This is a genomic window from Pedobacter frigoris (genome assembly GCF_032678645.1).
Taxonomy (GTDB): Bacteria; Bacteroidota; Bacteroidia; order Sphingobacteriales; family Sphingobacteriaceae; genus Pedobacter; species Pedobacter frigoris_A.
Genome location: NZ_JAVTSP010000001.1, coordinates 1,086,763 through 1,105,868 on the forward strand (window position 1 = coordinate 1,086,763; position 19,106 = coordinate 1,105,868).

10 protein-coding genes and 1 pseudogene are annotated in these 19,106 nt (G+C 42.0%); 1 reads left to right on the forward strand and 10 read right to left on the reverse strand.

The window, feature by feature from the left end; translation table 11 throughout:
- Positions 1–10: 10 nt before the first annotated feature.
- Entirely contained in the window at positions 11–1,483 is a 1,473-nt protein-coding gene (locus tag R2Q78_RS04790; RefSeq protein WP_316789379.1) for a xylulokinase, read from the reverse strand.
- Positions 1,484–1,604: 121 nt separating this feature from the next.
- Here R2Q78_RS04790 and R2Q78_RS04795 point away from each other — a divergent pair, with 121 nt between their 5' ends.
- Complete coding sequence (locus R2Q78_RS04795; protein ID WP_316789381.1) at positions 1,605–2,630, forward strand: LacI family DNA-binding transcriptional regulator; 1,026 nt, start codon at positions 1,605–1,607, stop codon at positions 2,628–2,630.
- A gap of 24 nt (positions 2,631–2,654) precedes the next feature.
- Here R2Q78_RS04795 and R2Q78_RS04800 read toward each other — a convergent pair whose 3' ends face one another.
- The 9 genes and pseudogenes from R2Q78_RS04800 to R2Q78_RS04840 form a co-directional block, all read right to left on the reverse strand.
- Positions 2,655–5,351, reverse strand: coding sequence for a hypothetical protein (locus R2Q78_RS04800; protein ID WP_316789383.1), 2,697 nt, complete (start codon positions 5,349–5,351; stop codon positions 2,655–2,657).
- A 48-nt stretch (positions 5,352–5,399) separates the two neighbouring features.
- A complete protein-coding gene (locus R2Q78_RS04805; protein WP_316789385.1) occupies positions 5,400–6,998 on the reverse strand; it encodes a glycoside hydrolase 43 family protein in 1,599 nt (532 codons plus the stop codon).
- 29 nt (positions 6,999–7,027) lie between these two features.
- Positions 7,028–9,358 (reverse strand): GH92 family glycosyl hydrolase, encoded by a 2,331-nt coding sequence (locus tag R2Q78_RS04810; protein ID WP_316789387.1) that lies wholly within the window; start codon positions 9,356–9,358, stop codon positions 7,028–7,030.
- A 46-nt stretch (positions 9,359–9,404) separates the two neighbouring features.
- A complete protein-coding gene (locus R2Q78_RS04815) occupies positions 9,405–10,694 on the reverse strand; it encodes a GH36-type glycosyl hydrolase domain-containing protein (RefSeq protein ID WP_316789389.1) in 1,290 nt (429 codons plus the stop codon).
- Positions 10,695–10,705: 11 nt separating this feature from the next.
- Complete coding sequence (locus R2Q78_RS04820) at positions 10,706–13,060, reverse strand: hypothetical protein (protein WP_316789391.1); 2,355 nt, start codon at positions 13,058–13,060, stop codon at positions 10,706–10,708.
- Between the two features lie 68 nt (positions 13,061–13,128).
- Positions 13,129–15,783 carry a glycoside hydrolase family 38 C-terminal domain-containing protein gene (locus tag R2Q78_RS04825; RefSeq protein WP_316789393.1) on the reverse strand — a complete coding sequence of 885 codons (2,655 nt, stop codon included), beginning with the start codon at positions 15,781–15,783 and terminating at the stop codon, positions 13,129–13,131.
- 50 nt (positions 15,784–15,833) lie between these two features.
- The gene (locus tag R2Q78_RS04830) at positions 15,834–16,808 is read right to left on the reverse strand and encodes a phytanoyl-CoA dioxygenase family protein (RefSeq protein WP_316789395.1); all 975 of its coding nucleotides are present in this window, start codon (positions 16,806–16,808) and stop codon (positions 15,834–15,836) included.
- A 50-nt stretch (positions 16,809–16,858) separates the two neighbouring features.
- The gene (locus tag R2Q78_RS04835; RefSeq protein ID WP_316789397.1) at positions 16,859–17,674 is read right to left on the reverse strand and encodes a sugar phosphate isomerase/epimerase; all 816 of its coding nucleotides are present in this window, start codon (positions 17,672–17,674) and stop codon (positions 16,859–16,861) included.
- A 3-nt stretch (positions 17,675–17,677) separates the two neighbouring features.
- A pseudogene (locus tag R2Q78_RS04840) lies at positions 17,678–19,072 on the reverse strand (sugar porter family MFS transporter); the annotation flags it as partial.
- Between the last annotated feature and the right edge of the window lie 34 nt (positions 19,073–19,106).

A 19,106-nucleotide genomic window follows, 5' to 3' on the forward strand; every position in this document is an offset into this window, starting at 1 on the left:
TTTAGGTATTTTATAGTTGTTTTTCAAGCAACGCTCTCCAATCCAGGTAATCTTCTTCAAGCGCTGTAGCATCTGGTTCCACCAGCTTTATCGGCTTTTTATTGACAAAGGCCTCTGCTGCTGATTTAAATAGTCCTGATCCTATTCCTGCGCCGACAGCCGCCCCGTAACTGCCGTCATTTTCATAAAGTTCAACAGGGATTCCAGTAATATTCACAAATGTTTGTGTAAAAACATCACTTAAAAAGAGGTTCGATCTTCCTGCCCTGATTACAGCCGGTTCCATACCGTTTTCTCTTAAAATGTCCAGCCCGTAACGGAAAGAAAATGCAATTCCCTCCTGTACCGCGCGGAAAATATGTGCATTGGTATGGGTATTTAAATCGATCCCGTGCAGCTGAGCCCCGACAATTCTATTGTGAAGCATCCTTTCTGCGCCGTTTCCAAATGGCAATATACGGAGACCATTGCTCCCTGCCGGAATATCCGCCGCAGCGCTATTCATCTGCTCATAACTGAGCGAATCGCCGAAACGAGCTTTGGCCCATCTGTTCATACTTCCGGCTCCGTTTATACAAAGCAGCACCCCAAGCCGCTGTTCATTGGCACTATGGTTGACATGCGCAAAGGTATTAACCCGGGAACCCTTATCACAAACCAGCTGGTCTGTAACGCCGTAGATTACTCCGGATGTTCCGGCCGTAGCCGCAACTTCTCCGGGTCTTGTTACGTTTAAGGACAAAGCATTATTGGGTTGATCTCCAGATTTATAAGCCACAGGAACTCCGGGTTTTAACCCCAGCAGATCTGCTGCTGATTTTAACAGTGTGCCGTGCGATGAAAACACAGGCCTGATTTGAGGGATCATTGAATGATCGAAACCAAAATAGTTCATCACATCATCGGAAAGACCATTCTTTTTAAAATCCCAGAAGATCCCTTCTGATAAAGCTGAACTACTTGTCGTAATTTCGCCGGTAAGTTTCATGGCGATGAAATCACCCGGCAGCATTACCTTATCAATCTTAGCGTACAACCCGGGTTCATTTTTTTTTACCCAGGCCAGTTTGGAAGCCGTAAAATTTCCGGGCGAATTGAGTAGCCTCTCCTGCAAACAACTTTCACCAAGTACAGCGGCCGCTTCCTCTCCTATTTCAACTGCCCGGCTATCGCACCATATGATACTGTTTCTTAAACTTCGATGGTCTTTGTCTGTAATGACCAGTCCATGCATCTGATAAGCAATTCCTATCGCCGCAATATCTGCAGGATTGTAAGCATATTGTGTGTTACAAATAAGAATGGCCTGCTGCACCTGATTCCACCACATTTCCGGTGATTGTTCGGCCCAGCCACTCTGCAGACTGATGATCTCCGACTCTACCGGCGGGTAGCTGGATGTACCGATAATAGCACCTGATGAGGCATCTACCACGGATATTTTAATTGAGGATGTACCTAAATCGATACCTAGTAATAACATTTATTTGGCTGTTTGGTGAAATGAAGTTAAGGAAATAATCAACAAAAGCAATCGATTGCCTAAAATAATATTGCATATTTACATCTTGTTATGTCTCTTCGAGATTAGTACGATATATACCATGAAACAACCAAAAAGGGTTACGATCTACGACATTGCTAAAAAGCTGAATCTAAACCCCTCTTCTGTATCGAGGGCTTTAAATAATGGTGGCAATGTCAGCATTGCCACAAAGGAGCTGATCCTGAAAACGGCTGAAGAGATGAACTATAAGGTAAACAGCGTTGCCGCAAATCTCCGAACCGGTAACAATCAGACCATCGGCGTCATCGTCCCTCATATCAATCAAAATTTCTTTGCAAATGTAATTGCAGGTATAGAGGAGGTGACTTATCAAAAAGGCTATAGCCTTGTGATTTGTCAGTCCAATGAATCAGCCGAAAGGGAGATAAAATGTGTCGATACCCTGACCAATCAACATGTAAGCTGTATCATCATATCTGTAAGTGCAGATTTTAAAGACAGCAGTCATTTGGAAAACATACAGAAACAGGGCATTCCATTGATCCAGTTTGACCGTGTAGCTGATGAACTGGATACGATGAAAGTGCTCAATGACAATGAAAGCGCTGCCATGGAAGCCGTTTCTCATATGATAGCGAAAGGATATAAACGCATAGCACTGCTCGAAGGCCCTCAGAATCTGAATATTTTCAGGCAGCGTAAAGCAGGTTACCTGAGGGCACTGAAAAAACATAACCTTCCGGTCATTCCCGAGCTGATCATGGAAAACGCCTGGACTAAAGAATTGGGAGCCACTGCGACCAGAAAGCTCTTAAAACTGGCGCAGCCACCTGATGCCATCTTTGCCTCAACTTCTGACTTTGCAGCTTTAGGTGCACTGGAAGTAGCGACCGGAATGAATATACAGGTACCACAACAACTGGGGATTTGCGGATATTCTAATGAATCATTCGGAACAATTGCCAATCCTTCAATTACAACCATAGATCAGCACAGTATTTTAATGGGCAAAACCATTGCTCAGCTTTATTTCAATGAGCCGGATTCCGGTATCTCTATCTCTAAAAATCAGATTGTTTCTATTCGCCCTGAATTAATCATCCGAGACTCAACATTAAAATAAACCGTTTACTCCATCCTGTACAACCTATTCCAATACAAAACTAGCCGGCGCATATTTGTTTAATACAAATGAAAACTGTCCATTAACTACCTTTTTAGCGCCACCCGGCATCTGCTCTCCACGGAGATTCACAGCAATGGCCCTACTCACCTTCATTCCTTTTGGCAGGGTTATTTTCAGCATTCCTGAATTGCCTGCTTGTTCCCATACACGCAATATCGTTCCTTCGCCATCTGGATTTTCGCCAAATGCGGTTAGCAGCACACCAGATCTTGATATAGATAATCCATTCATCTTAGCCGGCAATTTACCTGCTTCGCCATCTGCAGTTCCGGTCAACAGGGGTAATCTGGCCTCCCAGGATTTTTGAACCAGGTCCGGTACTGTGGGCGTCTGTTGGCCGACTGTCCAGACCCTTACTTTTTCACTCCATGAACCTTCCTGCCATAACTGAAAATTGGTGTTCCACATGTTGTTGTAAATATTTACAAATACCGATGAAACCTTAGGTATATAATCCATAGAAAATCTCCATAATCCGGGTTCACCCATACTGACCAATGGACTGCTTAAAGGTGTTAAAGCCAGTCCTGATTGATCTGCACTTGTAATCGAAACCCCTGAATTTACCGCCATAAGGTACCTGTTTGTACCGTCAATAATATCTGTCGCCGGATTTACAGGTCCACCCAAGCGTCCAATTGTAAAATTCGGGTTCTGTACGGCAAATGGGAAGCAAAGCCATCCTCCTTCTGGTTGTTTCTCTGCCGTCTTACCATCTACAAACCACTCTGTATCAAAATAATTAAGCTTTCTTGGAAAAGTAAAAACGATGCTATAACTTTTGGCATAGCCCTTCGTATCTACCGCTGTTAAAGTCGCAACATCTGCAATCTCAGTGTGCGAAACAGCTATTTTCCATTCATCGGGTGTAAATGTCAGATAAGGTGCCTTTTCCGCATTAATCATCCCTGGTTTCCCCAAATCATTCAAACCCCAACCCGTTTTTATCCTGCTATAAGCATTAAACCACTTGTCTACCTCATTTGTACTGAAGCGCTCGTGCAAAAACTGACCAACAATGTATTTTGAAGATTTGTCAACCAGTTCACGGCCAGTTTTCTTATCTATCAGCGAAGAAATCCCTCCACGGGTTAAATCAAAAACTACGTTAAAATAAGGTGTACTCAGTATCGATTTTCCATCATTAGTCGTCGTCAGATCTTTTAACTGATTTTGAGTATAAGAAATATAACTCAATGGCTCAATTCCCTCTACAAAAAAATAATCCCCTTTTTTCAATGGATTTTCCACCATACCCGATCTTTTCCAGGGCAATGGGTTATAAACAACGAAACGTTTCCCTTTTATATTAACTGATTTGGCAAGCAAATTAAGATGGGAATTTAATTCAGCGCTGATGATGTCACTTGTGTTACGGATATACTGTTGGTGTTTATCGTAAGAATTCAGCCATTTTCTTTTACTTCCTTGCCCCGTATTCGTCGAATTGCTGTTTTTTAATTTCGAATAATCACCGTTGGCGGCAACAGGCTCCGCTTCTGCCTCTCTCATCCATTTTTTCCATTCATCACCATAAGCGTAACGCGGACCGTATTCAGCATTCATTCCCCAGGTATGTTCGCTATACAAAAGACTATTTTCATATGCTTCCGCCAGTTTCCCTGAGATAGAAGCACCTGGAATGTTCCACACCTTCATTTGAGTATGCAACGCATCAAGTACGGGTTCCAGAGGACGAATACTTCTGGCAATACCTGCTCCCTGTGGTGCGGAAAGCAAACCATGTATCCAGGTATCCGGTGTATCTCCTTTAACGGTCTCCAGTTTAGGATTCTCTGCAATTAAGGCTTTAGCAAAATCATCAAGAGTCCCAAAATGGATTTTTACACCCGGCAATTCTCTTTCTGCATAATCCAATAACTTATTGATATCTTCCTGGGATGGAGGTCCGTGGTTATCACCCGTCATTTGCATGGCCAGATAATTTTTAGAAGGCCAGTTTTCTATTGGTTTGATATCAGAACCATACAAAGGGCTATACTGACAAAGGATCTTTGATCCATCGGGTCCCTCCCACCAAAATAAAGATGGAAAACGGGGGTACTGACTGGCAGGGTTACAACCGAGTTGCAGAAATTTTATACCGGCATTGTTCAATAGCGTGGGCAATACCCAGGAATGAGAAGGCACGTCGGTCATTTTTGCACTAATGGGCAAAGGCAATCCGTAACTACGGGCAACTTGTGAAGAAAAGCCTAGGCCACGAACCAGGTCTTCATACTCCAGCGATTCGGTATGTGTAGTAAAAGGAAGTCCGTGTACCACAATAGCACCACTCTTTATCGCCTTTTCTATTCTTAACTTGCGTTCCGGGCTTTGCAAAGGGCCTAGAATCTGGGCTTTCAATGGCCATCCCGGTACAGTCCACGCAAATTGTTTCTCCTTTGACAAATTGGCATTTTTCTCGATTACCGACAAAGCCTTATCCATCATTTCCTCACGATACCGCGTAAAAACATTCTCCGGCAAATCGGTAAAGCCCAGGTCAAAGTGAGTCTTAAAAACCACCCATATGTCTGTTACTTTAGTGGTATTTTTTACTTTCTGCTGCTTTACTTTTGGCATACTGTCCTGACCAAATAAGTAGGCAGGTAAGAAACCTACCATCAACGACAGGGTTAAGAATTTTGGTATCATTTTCCCGTGTAAAAGCGTCCGTATTTTAACTCTAAGCATATTAAACTTTTATTCTTGTAAATCACTTTTTCCTTTAAACCTAAACCAATTAAAATCGGCATAACCACCTTCTCCTTCTTTGCTGGTGCTATAGTTAAATAGCGCAAATCGATTGGCAGTCCAGTCTAAACCCAGGCCCATATTCAGCTCATTACCAAATGAGATATATTTGTCCCCATCCAGGCTATACGAGAAATTTGCTTTAAAACCAATATGCGTTAGGCTTGCACTTATCCATACTTTGTCAGCTTTAATATTCTCTAGACTATCGATCAATTTGCCATTATTTACCATTACCAATGTTTTCTTACCGCCCTCTTTTCTAACAGCGATATAAGCATAGGGCGATTGAAAAATACCAAAACCAGCAACATCACCATCTTTCAATCCAGCTACATCCATTTCTACCACACCTCTCGAAACTGGCCCCTGTACCCTCTGGGTAAGTGTATTGCGTGCTTTAGTTAAATCATCGGCAAAAGAAGCATGCAAACGCATATATCCTTTTCTTTCTCTTAAAGACCATTTTGCATTATCCGGGTTATGGTTCCACTGCCACTGCAAGCCCAGCTTTGAAGCAGAAAATTCATCAGATGTTGCCGGAATTTTTATTGGATAGGTTTTTCCAACATTTGGTTTTTTATGGCTATCTACTCCTCTACCGTTTACGCCCAACATTGGCCAACCATCTACCCAAACCACAGGTTCTAAACTTGGAACACGACCTATTGGTCCACGGTCCTGCATGATGATGAACCACCAGGAACCGTCTTTAAGTTCTACCATTCCTCCCTGATGCAAACCATTACCTGGATAAGTATGATCATCGTTAATCACAACCTTGGATTCATAAGGCCCATAAATATTATCCGCACGCAAACAAACCTGCCGACCCGTTGTCCCTCCTGTAGAACCTAAGAGATAATATTTACCTTTGATTTTGTACATATGTGAACCTTCCAGATACGGAAAACTCCGGTTATCATAGATTTCCTTTTGTGGCGTTTTTACGGACAATGCATCGGCATTTAATTCAGTGATAAAGAGTTTTTGCTGTCCATGTGCTACGTACACTTTACCGTCATCGTCAAAAAACAAACCTGGATCGTATAAATATTCAGGAAAAATGGTTCTGGTCCATGGACCTTTGATGTCTTTCGCAGTGCAAATGGAAAAATTGCCTTTTTCTTTACCCCAGTTTGGTGTACAAAAACCTACATAAAACAGTCCGTTGTGGTGCCGGATCGTTGCCGCCCAGGAACCCCTGAGATAGCGGTCGCCGCCTTGCAGATTGTAACGCGGATCTTCATTGTATTGATCTACAGCATAACCTGCCATTTCCCAGTTCACCAGGTCTTTCGACTTCAGTATCGGGCAACCAGGTACATAGTGCATACTGGTAGAAACGAAATAAAATTCGTCGCCTACCCTTATGAAATCGGGATCCGGCCAGTCGCCCCACAGTAAAGGATTTTTATAGGTCCCATCCCCATTATCCGGAGTCCATACGTCGGTAGTCTTAGGATTTGGACCAACAACCTGAGCCTGGCTCAACTGAAAACCTAACAAGCCAATACCGGCTATAAGGAGTTTGATTTTTAAGTTCAATAGATTAATTATTTAATTAGCAGTTATTTCTAATATTGGTCTTTTGGTTCTTTCCCCATTTCAATGATCAACTTACCTCCCTTTTGTACAGCACTTAGTGGAATGAAAGGTTTGTGTAATGTATTTCCATTTAAGGTAAAAGATTGCACATACATATTTTCGGCATTATTATTCTTCACTTCAATTTCAAAATCATTTCCGCTGTAATATTTTTTATTGCCTTTGATTTTAATTTTAGTAAACAGCGGACTACCTAAACCCAGTTGTGGCTTACTATCCGTTAAACCTGCCACATCAAACAATCCCATACTTGATATCACGTACCACGCACCTAACTGGCCCTGATCTTCGTCCTGCCCATAGCCGTATCCGTGAATGCCTTCTACACCATAAAATTCATTGCAAATGGCCCTTACCCATTTTTGAGTTAAAGAGGGCCTTTCAGAAAAATTAAATAACCATGAAGTGTGCAAGCTGGGTTGGTTGCCATGATTGTATAAACTTTCTATACCGGCAAAAGCATCGATCACTTTGCCTCCGCCAAAAGCATTTTTTTGTGCGGTACGGAAAACGCTGTCAAGGCGTGAATTAAATGTATTGCGTCCAACCTTAGCAATGAGTGTCAAAGGATCATGGGGAACGTAAAAAGTGTATTGCCATGCATTTCCTTCCTGGAAACCTCTCCAGGGTTTAGACGGATTGAAGTTGGCTATAAATGCTCCGTTTTCCAGCTTGGGCTGTATCAATTTAAGTTCCGGATTAAACAAGTGCTGCCAGCCTTTCGATAATTGTATCAATTGCTGGTAATCTCTTTTCTTGCCTAATAATTTCGCCCATTGTGCAACAGCATAACCGCTAAAAGAATATTCAAGTGTATGAGAAGCCGAGAACTGCCATGTTTCACTTCCTCCATTTCCCTTGTCTAAATGACCTACATATCCATTTTTTACAAATTGGGCAACATCTGATTTACCAGCTCCAAAAGGTCGGTTTTTCCCATCGAGTTCGTTTTTAAGTGCGGCTTCATAACCTAACTTAATATCAAAATCACGGATACCTGAGCTGTAAGCATTGGCAATGGCAAGGCTTACAAAATTAGTTCCCACACCCGAAACAAATTTACTATTGGCAATACCATCTCCCAGCCAGCCGGCATCTTTATAGACCAATAGCTGGCTTTTTACCCAATCAGAATAATATTCAGGATAAGCGAGGACCCATAATTGAGACAGATTCCAGAACGCCCCCCAAATCGCATCTGTGTTGTAATGATGATGAAGTGGCTTGCCGTTTTTATCCAATGGTATTTGTCCAACTGAACCATCGTTTTTCGGATAGGCACCATTCACATCGCTGGCCAGTCCACGACCCAGTAAGGCATGATAGAGACCAGTATAAAATTTCACTTTGTCATTATAAACAGGTGTTTCAACTTGTATTCTACCGAGGTAATTGTTCCATGCTGTTGCCGATTTCTCTTTTGCATCGTCAAATTTCAATTGCTCAGCTTCTGTAGTTAGATTTAACCTAGCATTTTCAATAGAGGTATAAGAAAGACCTGCCTTTATGGTGACGCTTTCACCTGCTTTTGTATCAAATGTGAGGTATAGCCCTGCCCCTTTTCCTGACAGTTCATTTTTACCTGCAGTAACCTTTTTTCCCCTGAATACACCAAATGATTTTGGCTTTTTATCTAATACTGCCGAAAAGAACATCGTTACCTCGGCACCTGGCTGATATTTTTGCACGTAAACCGGTAGCGTAGTTACAAAACCTTCAACACGGCCATCAGCAGTAAGCACTACTTTTGCGTCTTTTACCTCACCGCTTTCCCCCTGCTTATTTCCAACATCAAAAAGTATGTGCGATTGCTTATTTTCAGGAAATATATAACGATGAAAAGCAACACGTGGCGTTGCCGTTACTTCGGCTTTTATACCATAATCTTTCAGCAAAACAGCGTAATAACCTGCAGTGGCTACTTCATCTTTCCTGTCAAACCTGGAGCGATAACCTTCATCAGGGCTTTCGGCTTTACCTGGAACGGTTTGCAATTGCCCTGTAATGGGTGCAAACACGATACCTCCTACCTGAAATTCATGAAAATTAGGAAAACCTTCTATCGATTCATCCCGATAATCATAACCGGTAGCTTCCCAACCACTGGCATTGCCCAAACTCCCATTGGTTGAAGGGCCGGGCTTAGCCATCCCAAAAGGAAAAGCGCCAGGGGCATAATGAAACCAACGGCAATGTGCTGTACCGATATTGGGGTCAACATATTGCAATAATGAATTTGTTGATTGCGCAAATAAGAAACATGGGAATGTTATCAGCGCAATTATTAGCCTTCTTATCATGATAAAAAAATTCAATTTCATAGGTCTAACCTCCATTGCTAAATGATCATTTTACTTTTTCAAACATGGTAATGGCTGTATATAACACTCCGGCCTCTCCTCTAAAAGTACCCGATCCTTTTGGTTTGTTATCTACCGAATACCACTCGTAAAAACCATTATTGTCTTTCACCCGTTTCACCATAGGGAGAACCTGTTCGTAAGCTTCCTTAACAAATCCATATTTGATCAATTGCTGAATCGTTCTTCCACCAAACCAGGTCCAGTCTCCTCCATTTTGGTAGCTGTAGATCGGGTTCATAATTTTGTTCACAAAATATCCTTCAGGATAAGGAGGATAAAGTGTCAATCCTATAGAGGGTGCGCCTGCCTCCTTTACTCTCTTGACCATTTCGTCCAGTGAGGCTTTCACCTCTTTCTTGCTCAGCAATCCTGCTTCCATCGCCACGGTCGTCCCGCCAAAATAGAAGATGTTGTTTTCGTCAAAATCAGCCGGAAAAGGAGATCCATTCAAATACAAATGCGGAATGAATTTTTGCTTTTTGGCATCCCAGAGATATTTACGACAGTTTTTAGCTACGTCTTTTTTGATTTTCTCCCATTTTGTTTTGGTTGCCGGCACCATTTCTACCATATTGTCCAAAGCCACAATAAACATCGCGTTGTCGTAAATATCGCAGGCAACATGTGTGTTCCCGTCAATGTCGACTCCATAACCTGCCTCTGGCTGTACATCACCCCAATCGGCAGTCGTAGCACCGGTAATCAAACCATATTTTTCGGTATACCGATGTTGCATCAGGAAGTCCATAGCCCATTCCAATCTTTTTGCTACCGTTTTATCTCCTACATTTTCTGTCAAAATCGATTGGTCTCCTGTCAGTTTTATATACTTGTAAACCGCTTGTACCAATGAAGTTTCCTGGTCAGTCTCAACTGTATTTTTATGAGCAGCATACCTCGGTTCTAATTTTGAATAAGAAAAATCTGTTTCATTTGCACCGATAGCCTTTCTGGGCGTATAACCGTCAATAATATTTCCGTCATCGCCCTGCATTCTGAAAAACACCAGCAGATTCTCCTTGATATCTTCTTTTTTCATGACTTGTGCCGCCAATTCAATAAAAGTATTGTAATCACGTATCCATACTTCACGATAGCCATCTCCTGCATTGACCCCTGTTTTCATCACCTGCAAAGCCTTGCTTTTCACAAAAGGAAAATAAGCCTCACTTTTTGCTTTTGCTGCCTGAATGTTATCATCTCCATTTTTCACTTGTGCTGTACTTGCAACAGCAAATGATATTGCTAGCAGCGATGTGTAATATTTTTTCATTTGTATATTCATTACCTATTTATGATTTCAGGACTACTTATTGTTTTAATAATCAATCGGTTTGTCAATTCCTTTTCTTCCGGAAACTTACAGTCAAATTTTACAATGTGCTTTCCGCTTTTAAGGCTTGGGATCGTTTGTTTCAAAACAATATCTTTTACGAAGCCTCCTTTTTTGTTGTACATTTTAATACTGGTTCCATCACAAACAACTGAATTTCCGGCTTCGTATTCCCCTGGCAATTCCAATTTGAAATAACCATCAATTTCAATCCATGGATTCGTGATATTCCCTTCCTTGCCCATGAACGTCAACGTGAAATTAAGTGGCTGCTCAACTTCCTTATTGACAAACTCCCATTGCGAAAATGTAGGTTCCCCGGGTTGGAGGTTTTTCTTCTCATGCGCAAATTCGTATTTCTGAAACGGATATAGTTTCCAGCTCTGACCTGATTTTTCGAGATGAAAATCATTTTGCGGATTTTTCAACCTTGCAATTTGCCCGGCTGAGAAAATTTTCGATCTGTAGGCTTCCTGCCAAAGTTTAACCAAAGCCAGCAGCTGACTCGTATTCGGATTTTTTTGAAGATTCTTATACCGTGCTACCAATGCGAAACCTGCATTATAACCAGCGGCCCTTGCCATCATCCATTCAATATCTTCAACTGTTGTAGTAGATGAAAGTAAAAACCATCCCAGCATATTCGGCATATAATTCCGTTCCAGAAAGGGTTGATTTTCTAAACGATAATCTCCCTGAGATTCACGAAACCCACCATACCATGGTTCTCCCCAGTTCCAATAATGACAAAGGTGCCAGTAATAATGGCTGGACCGGCTGGTCCCGTTAACTAAAGTATGTTTCGTGTCTTTGATAACTTTATCGGCGAAAATCTGAATGCCATAATCGCCCTCTCCGGATGACAAACAGCCCTCATGTCCATCAAAATCCATATGGGAAACTCCGGTTTCGTTAAAGAAACGCCCCAGGTTTCCTGCAATTTCCTGCTGCAGTTCAAAATCAGGGAAAAGGGTATTATAGGGATAATCGAACAGCATTCCCGCCATCTCCCCTTTTGAATGGCCCGATGCTTTGGTACCATACATCCCGCGCTGGCAATCCAGTAATTTATAAGGTGCCTGTGACGAAACTTCTCTGAAACGAATGATTTCGTCCCCAATTCTTACAGCATGCAGGGTGCTGGATTTAATATTCTTAAAATATTGATCTGAAGCAACCGGTATTTCATTAGCAGTTGCGCTCACGTTTTCGGTCAACTCGGATGAACCTGTCACCGAAAGACGTTTATCGGGAATTGGCGTTACATAAGGGTCATTGGTATTAATGAATGTGCTCAAAGTATGTACACCGATCCGGAGGCCCTTTTTCGTCGCCTTATCCACGCAGGCTTTCATACCGGCAATTCCATTCGGAAATGACTTTGGATCTAAAATAAAATGTCCCCAGGATTGGAAAGGACCTTCGTGATAAAGTGAAGCCAATCCTGCTTGCTGGGTATAATCTAACATAGCATCGACCGTGCTTTCATCAAAATCCGAAATCAAATAGGCTCTTCCTGTTTCGGGCGATTGTTTAAACCAAACACCATTAATGAGGGCGTGAGGGAGACCTTCTGCCACTTCAATTGCCCCGATGCGGGATAAAACCTGAGGCTCAGCACAACCGAAAAGAGCAATTTTTGAACCCAGTGTTGTTTCATTTGCAATCGCCTTTACCGGCATTTCTGGACGTCCCCAGACTGTTAATTTCCTGTCTTTCGAACGGTCTAAACTGAAAGCCTGCAAGCTGCTGCCATAGGATTGAGCAATAGCTGTGGAACCACGAGATCCTGCAGCCTCAACAGATCCTTCTGAATTACTCAAAACGCCACCTAGTGTTTTTGGATTTAACGCCTGAATGCCAATGGCATATTCCCCATCACGCACTACGCCCACCACTTCTCCGATAGTCTTGCTGATGACTGTTGGGTAAGGGCCCCAAATAACAGCATTCACTTTGTCTTTCACATCGATTTTAATCAATTCAAAAGTTACATGTGTTTTCTTCTGGTTCACTTTCACTTGAACCCTGATTTTTGCCGGTTGATAAACAAGCGTAATCATCCCCGATTTAAATATAGCTTCAGTAGGTTCATACCAATCCGCATCAACCCTGATTTTTAATAAAGGGGCTTTTTCTCCCGCAGCCAGATAGTTTTTTCCCGAAACGGAATTCGACAATGCCGTTAGTTGTCCTTTTGCTGATATATTGAGATTTAACCCATCACTCTTCAGACTGATTTGTTGTGCAGCAGCAGTTAGGAATTGAAAAAAAATAAGGCAAAGAATTACAATTTTATTTTTCATCTGTTTATATAGTTTGGTTTTTCATTTGTGGTGAAACTATCGTTAGTTTTATTTCTGATCCCGGCTTTTTAAATCAAAATAAACGACACGGGCTGATTTGCATTCACCTTAACTTCGAACACATTATTTTTAATAGAAATCGCAGATCCTGTTTTTTCTCCCCTCAAATTACAAGGTTGTGCCGATTTATATTTATTTCCAGCTGGCAAAGTAACCTTACAAGGGCCTGACTTTCCATTTTGTTCCCACAAACGGATTACATCGCCTTCACCATCTCTATTTTTCCCAAAGAAAGTGACTAAAACACCCTTTTCAGATACAGAAACTCCCTTCGAACTCACTACCTGATTTCCTGCGGCGCCTCCTGTATATCCCGTCATCAAGGGATTTCTGATCTCCTCTGAAGGAATTACGATCGAGCTTCCATCAGTATAACGGTCAATGCTCCAGATATAGAATTTTGCATTCCATGAACCTTCTACCCATTCTGTAAAATTGGTACTCCACTGATTATTGTATAAGTTGAAGAATACATTCGCTTTTTGCGGCACAAAATCAGTTGAATATTTCCAGAGTCCGGGACGGTCCAGACTTACGCCCGGTACGTCAGGAGAAGTTAATCCAAATCCCCGGTTGCCTTTATCAAGAACACCAACTCCTGTGGTCATAAAGCCGTAATCTAAATTCGTACCCTTCACAAAATCTTTAGCAGGATCAAGCACGGCTCCCAAACGTCCCAATCTGAACTGTGGATTTTCAATGTTAAAAGGAAAACTAATCCACCCACCTTCAGGCCAGGCTTCGGCAGGTTTTCCATTGATGCTCCAGATCACCTCTACAGCTGGCTTATTTTGATATAAAGTAAAAACCATTGAATAATTGTGATTCAAATCCGTCCCAGCCTTGAAAGTCATCGTAGCCGAAACCGACAAAGCATCTTTCGAAAACTCAATTATTGCATCTTTACCAGATGATTTCTTATAAGGTGTATCATCCAGGTTGATTCGGCCCAATTCTGAATATGCCCAGTCCCAGCCCGCTTTAATATAATCTTTAGCGTATTTATCGGTCTGTGTTTTAGCAAAACGTTCGTTTACATATTGTCCGAATTTGTAATCGGAATTCGAATTCACCATTTCTTTATTCGATTTTTTATCGATCAGCGATTTAATGGTACCGCTTTCTTTGTCGAAAGTGATCCTAAAGAACTCATTCTCTATCATTGCCTTTTCAGCGTCAAACGAAAGATTCGATTTTAAAGGACTTGCCTCTTCATCTGTTGAAACGAAGGTGGCATAGCCCATCGCCGGAATGTGATTGGCCTGGAACTGAAGAATATTTTTATTTTTAACAATAGGGACTACCTCTCCTGTAGCCATATTTTTCAATGATCTTTTGAAAGAAGTTCCGGTTTGAACAGTTACCATATCGCTACGTTCCCATGGCAGCGGATTATAAACTACGATGCGATTGCCGGCTACATTCACCGATGCGGCCAACCGTTTCAGCTCCCTGCTGAAAGTCGGAAGAATTAATTTTTCTGAAGCTGTAATGTAATTACCTTTCTCTTTCCAGGAATATTCAATATCATCGTAATATCCCTTAGCCCGCAGTTTTTCAAATTCCTTACCATAGGCCCAATAACCGGAATGTCCGTGACTCATTGCAAGACCCCAGGTATGTTCATCAAACAGATTGATATTTTCTACAGATTGATCGACAATGGTATGAATTGGTTCTTCGGGCTTCCTTCCCCATATGGAAGAAAGTGTACTGAAAGCTTCCAGATTTAAAGTCGATTTGCTCAATACCCTGCTCGATTTCATTTCGCGTGGCATCGACATATATCCATGGATCCAGGTATCCGGCATATCTCCTTTTACTGTAGTCAGCTTTGGATTTTCTTTGATGATGGTATTGTAAAAATCAGCCATACTGCCCACACGAACTTTTGCACCCGGATTCAATTTTTCAATTTCTTTAATGCTCGCTCTATATTCTTCATACGTAGGAGCTCCCTGGTTGTCATTGGTCTGGATGATAGCCAGCCATGTTTTGTGTGGCCAGTCTTTTGGAGGTGCCGGACTTGTTCCATAATATTCTCCGTAATAGAAAGTCATCAGCTTTGATTTATCCGGACCTTCCCACCAAAACAACAACGGTACTTCCGGTGATCTCGATGCAGGGTTACAACCGATGTGAAGAAATTTAGCTCCTGCATTATGCAATAAGGTGGGCATGATCCAGGAATGGCTCGGCACATCTGACATTTTTGCGTCTATTGCGAGTGGTAAACCTGCGTCCCTGCTTATTTTCGAAGCATAGCCCAGCGACTGTACCAATGGTTCCAAGTCACTGGCTTCTGTTTCCAAAGAAAAAGGCAAGGCGTGGACTAAAAAGTTTCCTTCTTTAATTGCCTGCTCCACTCTTGACTTAACATCAGGTTTCGCTTTTGAAAGGATTTCTTTCATTGGCCATCCCGAAATCGTCCATTTGAATTGCTGGTCTTTTGGCAAATGCTTTGATTTATCAACAGTACTCAAGGCACTCGCAATCATTGAATTGGCATAATTATACCTAACGTTGTCCGACCAATCGGTATAGCCAATATCAAAATGGGTCTTGAATACAACAATCACCTCCTTTACGTTATTCGTGTTTGTCTGGGCAACCACACGACCACTTAAAAGCAATATCAGTAGGCCAAAAATAGAATGTTTCATTTTTTGAATTCTAGATTAAAAGTTTCATCTTAAAGCGTTTGCGGTGCCAATTATTTTATAGTGGAATCATACAATTTCCTATAATCAACTTTAGGAATTTCTCTCCCTAATGCTTCCAGTTCTTTATCTCCATCAAATAAAAGCGGAAAGAATTTACTATTGAGCAATTGATCCTGGGGCATCGGTGGAAATGTTTTTAATGCGTCCTGCCTATGATATCCTGCCGTATTCCCCAAAGTATCATAGCTCATGGTATTAATTACTGTAGCTCTTCTAGGGCGATCCGATGTATTGGCATAAGAACCATGCATCGTAAGCGGGTGGTGAAAACTGCCGTATCCTTTCGGTAATTCATTAGGAACCCGTTTTTCAAATGCAGCCAGCTGCGCTTCATCCAATACTCCTCTCACCGCATCCATATCGCCTGTTAATCCTGTAATGGGAAGTAAGCCCCATTTATGGCTTCCGGGAACAAAATATAAACAACCATTTTCTTTATTGGCATCATCAAGGCCAATCCAGCAGGTAAGATGGTGCATCGGTTTGGTAAATGTCCAATAAGAAAAATCCTGATGCCAGGCTACTACCCCTCCATGTCTGGCTGGCTTGCAAAACAGCTGATCGTGGAAAATTCTAAAAGATTGCCCAAGCAATTGATAGGCAGCCATCCGAAATGCCGGTGCCCATAATAAATCATGAAACCCGGGTGTCAGCCTCCATGCTCCAATCGCATGAAAAAGCACTTTATCCGGATCTTCTGACTCATTGCTTTCATAATGATAAAATAGTTGCTTATCCGCTTCGTTCAAGGCCTGAAGCTTCACAAGTTCTCCGTTTAGCAGATCCACCTGTTCTTCAGTCAGAATCCTGATCCCTTTCACAAATCCCTCTTTTTCAAAAGATGCTACCTGTTCTTCAGTCAGCATGTAGGGTTCCCATTCCTTTGCAGTTTTTGGCTGATCAAATAAGGCACTGATTGGTTGTCCATAATCTGATAAATCCTTAGAAAAACTTAAATTTCCCATCACAATTATTTTAAGGTCTATAAAAACTATTATTTTTTATCACAAGCCCTTTACTTGCAATATCTCTCTTTCAACAAATGCATCATGTGCAAATTGATATCCCATTGACTGGCAACAGGCATATCGGTAACAGGCAAATGAACCATGTAAGGTGCCGGACCAAACTCAGTGGTAATTGTCAATACTTCCTTTTTTTGATCCTTATGCGCTTTCACTATTGCATCCCACCACTTCAAGTGTGCGTCCAATTCATTCTTAAATACGGGTAAACGTGGATCTATTACCTGTGCACTTTGTGTATGTCCTACTCTTGAGTGAATATGCTCCACTTTTTTGCAGGCATGCACAAGGGCTTCCTCCTGGTCTTCGAGTAAACTTTCGGCTACGTTGCACCAATGGGAAAAATCAGCGGTTAGCTTTAAACCGGGCAACTTCTTTAAAAAGTCATGCGTTACATGTGCTGCAAACAATGCTTTGTTGCGATGCGTTTCATGAGAAATGGTAATACCGCATTCCTCGCTGATGATATCAGCAATGGCAAACAATTCTGCATTCTGTTCAAAACTGAAATAATCTTTCCCGGTTTGCGCATTAATCTTTACGGGTTGTGCCATAGCAAGCACATATAACTGTTTGGTATAATTAGCCTTGTGTGCTTCAAAATCTTTTTCAAAAGATTGATAATATTGGCCTATCAGTCGCAAGCCATTACTTTTAAGTGCTTCGAAAATCACTTGCTGTTCTTCTGGATCTTCAGGAACAGGGGCCTCAACACCGTGATACCCGGCCCGTTTCACCTGGTAACAAAAGTCGCCCCAGCTGCTGTTTTCAGAACCCCATCTGGGATAATAGAATTGTATATCCATGATCTATTTTTCTACTGAATTCCAGGCCTTTTCAATTTCCTCCAGGCTTTTCCCCTTCGTCTCAAACAATTTCTTTTTTGCGTAAATGAACGACAGCACACAGAAGAAGGCGAATATGAAGAATGTGGTTGCGATACCAAGACCATCCCTCATCATGGGGAATAACAGGTTCACTACCCAATCGGAAACCCACATGGTCATGATACACATAGACAAAGCTGTTCCTCTAATGTGCGTAGGAAATATTTCTGTTGAAATCACGAACTTCAATGGGCCCAGAGAAAATGCAAAGAATAAAAGAAACAATATGATACTGGCCAGCATAAACCAGCCGGTTATACCCATCAAGAAACAAAAACCTGTCAGTGCCAAAGCAAAAGCAGCACATATTGAACCGTAAATATACAATGGCCTGCGCCCCCAGGTATCTACTTTTGAAATGGCAATGAATGTAAAAAGTACATTGGCCGACCCCAGTATTACCTGATAAAATAGGGCATCACTGGTCACTATACCTGCCGATTTTAAAATGGTAGGCCCGTAAAAAATCACGCCGTTAATCCCGCTGAATTGAGATAATGCTGTGAGCACCATAGCCAATGTCAACAGTTTACTCAGTGGCAAACGCATCAATTCTTTATAGCCTCCTGATTTTTGACTGGCCATTTCCTGAATAGCATTCAGTTCTGATCGTCCTGTTTCTGTTCCGTTTATCTTAGTCAGGATACCTAAAGCTTCCTCATTCCTTCCATATTGTACCAGCCAGCGCGGACTTTCGGGTACGATGAGCAGCAACAAACAAAATGCAGCAGCTGGTATAACTCCCACGATAAACATGCCCCGCCAAACATTTTCCACGAGCAGCCAATGTAATAGACCATCGCCAGCCCCTGCATTTGCAGTAGCGTAGCGCTGCAAAAACAAATTACTGATGTAAGCGGCCAAGATACCTACCGTAATCGCCAGCTGATAGAACACTACCAGCTGGCCCCGCTTTTGAGAGGGCGCTACCTCAGAAATATAAAGCGGAGAAACATTAGAAGCAACACCCACAGCGACTCCAGCAAGAACGCGGAAGAAGATCAACATCGGATAGGCTAATGAAACCGAAAAGCCAACAGCACTGATCAAAAACAAAACTGCAGCAATAAACAATACTTTTCTCCGGCCGATTTTATCGCTGAGGTAACCCGAAAAGGCAACACCAACAATACAGCCCAACAAAGCACAGGATACAAACAACCCTTCCTGCGCAGATGATAATCCATATTGCAATTTTAGAGGTTCGATAATGCCGCTCACTACGGCCATATCAAAACCAAACAAAAAGCCCCCCAACGCCGCAATTAGCGTGATGAGAAAAATAAAATAGGTGGTTCCTTTTCTTTCCGTCATAGTTTTAGTTTTAGATTTGGTTCTTTTTTTGGTTAGA

Bases quoted from the DNA above. Each gene is read 5' to 3' on its own strand.
- R2Q78_RS04795 (WP_316789381.1), top strand. From the start codon at position 1,605: ATGAAACAACCAAAAAGGGTTACGATCTACGACATTGCTAAAAAGCTG.
- R2Q78_RS04790 (WP_316789379.1), bottom strand. From the start codon at position 1,483: ATGTTATTACTAGGTATCGATTTAGGTACATCCTCAATTAAAATATCC.
- R2Q78_RS04810 (WP_316789387.1), bottom strand. From the start codon at position 9,358: ATGATAAGAAGGCTAATAATTGCGCTGATAACATTCCCATGTTTCTTA.
- R2Q78_RS04815 (WP_316789389.1), bottom strand. From the start codon at position 10,694: ATGAAAAAATATTACACATCGCTGCTAGCAATATCATTTGCTGTTGCA.
- R2Q78_RS04820 (WP_316789391.1), bottom strand. From the start codon at position 13,060: ATGAAAAATAAAATTGTAATTCTTTGCCTTATTTTTTTTCAATTCCTA.
- R2Q78_RS04830 (WP_316789395.1), bottom strand. From the start codon at position 16,808: ATGGGAAATTTAAGTTTTTCTAAGGATTTATCAGATTATGGACAACCA.
- R2Q78_RS04825 (WP_316789393.1), bottom strand. From the start codon at position 15,783: ATGAAACATTCTATTTTTGGCCTACTGATATTGCTTTTAAGTGGTCGT.
- R2Q78_RS04800 (WP_316789383.1), bottom strand. From the start codon at position 5,351: ATGATACCAAAATTCTTAACCCTGTCGTTGATGGTAGGTTTCTTACCT.
- R2Q78_RS04835 (WP_316789397.1), bottom strand. From the start codon at position 17,674: ATGGATATACAATTCTATTATCCCAGATGGGGTTCTGAAAACAGCAGC.